Origin of the sequence: Propioniciclava sp., assembly GCF_036744435.1 — a bacterium.
GTDB lineage: Bacteria > Actinomycetota > Actinomycetes > Propionibacteriales > Propionibacteriaceae > Propioniciclava.
Map to the genome: position 1 here is coordinate 1 of NZ_DAIOIA010000234.1, position 1,794 is coordinate 1,794.

The window sequence follows — 1,794 nt, forward strand, 5'->3', positions numbered from 1 at the left end:
CGGGCGCTGGCCGAACGCATCGTCGTGGCCAAGGGGTTCTTCTCCCTCCACGCGGACCCGGACTCGCACCTGATGTACGACGCCTTGTTTGGCTGTTCAGCGCCGAGCGGACGGCGTCCAGCTTCGAGGACTACTTCGATCGGGCTCCCGACCAGGTGGATTACGAGCGGGCCTGCCACGTCTTGATGATGCGGATGAGTTTCACCGTCGACCCTTACGGGTTCCGCACCGGCGGGTACGCCGAGGGTTTCGTGCGCGACTGGTGGGACGCCCGCGTCCAGGCCGGGGACATCGTCGCCACCCCGCAGGGCTGGCGTCCTGCCGAGGCGTTCGCCGCCCGCGTCCGATCGGAACTGGCCGCCCTCGCCGCCGGGTGAGCCGCGCGCCTCACATCGGGGCGTGGTGCGGCACCACCGTTTTCATGATCAGCGTCGAGGTCAGCCGTTGCACCCCGGGGAGCTGGGTGAGCGCATGGTCGTAGAGCTCCTGATAGTGCTGCTGGGAGCGGGCGGCCACGTACAGCTGGTAGTCCGGCTCGCCGAACAGGCGCTGCGCCTGCACCACGTTCGGGATCGCGGCGACGGCCTCCTCGAACGCCGACCAGGAGGCGTGGTCGGCGACCCGCATCGTGACGAACACCAGCGCCTCGAAGGGCAGGCCCAGCAGGTCCAGATCGAGTTCGGCCCGGAAGCCCCGGATCACGCCGCTGGCAAGGAGATCGCGGAAGCGGCGGTGGCAAGCCGACAGGCTCAGCCCGACCCGCTGGGCCACCTCCGTCATCGTGGCTCGCCCATCCTCCTGCAGGGCCGAGAGAATCTCCCGATCAATCGCGTCCATACGCACGATCCTTCCAAGAACTGCCCCCATTCACAACGTTTCGCGAAGCACATTGCGCGTGATTGCGCATAATCTCTCCCCCGCATCACTCGCCTGCGGTGTCGGAGGGAGGCACACCGGACATGGAAGCCACGGCGGTCACCGCGTTCTGGGGTGTCTCGTTGGTGTTCGCCCTGACGCCGGGAGCGGATTGGGCGTACGTGATCACCACGGGCGGGCGGGATCGCCGCGGGGTGGCGCCCGCCGTCGCGGGCCTGCTCACCGGGCACCTGCTGGCCATCGCGAGCGTGGTGGTCGGCGTCGCGACCGTGATCACGTCCTCGCCCCTCGCCATGACGCTGCTGACCCTGGCCGGATCCTGCTACCTGGTGTGGCTCGGGATCGCGGCGCTCCGGCGTCCGGCCGAGCCCCCACGCACCCCGCAGCCGCCGTCCTTCGGGCCGGGACGCGGGTTCGCGACCGGGGTGGGCGTGAGCCTGCTGAACCCCAAGGTGTTCCTGCTGCTGCTCGCTTTGCTGCCGCAGTTCGCGTCCCCGACCGCGCCGTGGAGCCTCGGACAGCAGATGGCGACCCTCGGCCTGATTCACCTGGCCAACTGCGCCGTCGTCTACGTCGCCGTGGGGGTGGGTGCCGCGGCTGCCTTGACGACTCGCCCGCGGGCCGCGCGGGCTGTCGCGGTGGCCTCGGGGGTGGTGATGATCGGTCTGGGCCTGACGCTCATCGTCGAGCAGGTGGTCGCGCACGTCGGCTGAGCCGCACCCGGGCCGCAGAGCGTGACGCCGGGGCCGGGCGGCAGGTGCGCTCCCCCTCGGCCTCCGCCGTCGGCGCGACCTGCGCGGACGCCGCCACGTCGGCCCGCACGTCGACGCCCAGGGTGCGCAGCATCCCAGCGGTGTGCCGCCGCCGGCCGATCGCCTGCTCGGCGGCGGCGGCGTCGTAGACCTCGTCCAGGGTCTC

3 protein-coding genes and 1 pseudogene are annotated in these 1,794 nt (G+C 71.1%); 2 read left to right on the forward strand and 2 right to left on the reverse strand.

Annotation, left to right across the window (positions count from 1 at the left end):
* A partial coding sequence (locus V7E09_RS15525) for a hypothetical protein (protein ID WP_324523729.1) occupies positions 1-377 on the forward strand: 377 nt, incomplete at its 5' end.
* A gap of 10 nt (positions 378-387) precedes the next feature.
* On the opposite strand, the gene V7E09_RS15530 is transcribed toward V7E09_RS15525, so the two are convergent.
* A complete protein-coding gene (locus V7E09_RS15530; RefSeq protein ID WP_324523730.1) occupies positions 388-837 on the reverse strand; it encodes an Lrp/AsnC family transcriptional regulator in 450 nt (149 codons plus the stop codon).
* Between the two features lie 122 nt (positions 838-959).
* Here V7E09_RS15530 and V7E09_RS15535 point away from each other — a divergent pair, with 122 nt between their 5' ends.
* Complete coding sequence (locus V7E09_RS15535) at positions 960-1,589, forward strand: LysE family translocator (protein WP_324523731.1); 630 nt, start codon at positions 960-962, stop codon at positions 1,587-1,589.
* Here the strand turns inward: V7E09_RS15535 and V7E09_RS15540 are convergent.
* Positions 1,555-1,794 (reverse strand): annotated as a pseudogene (locus tag V7E09_RS15540) (hypothetical protein); the annotation flags it as partial. The gene V7E09_RS15535 and the pseudogene V7E09_RS15540 sit on opposite strands and share 35 nt — an antisense overlap.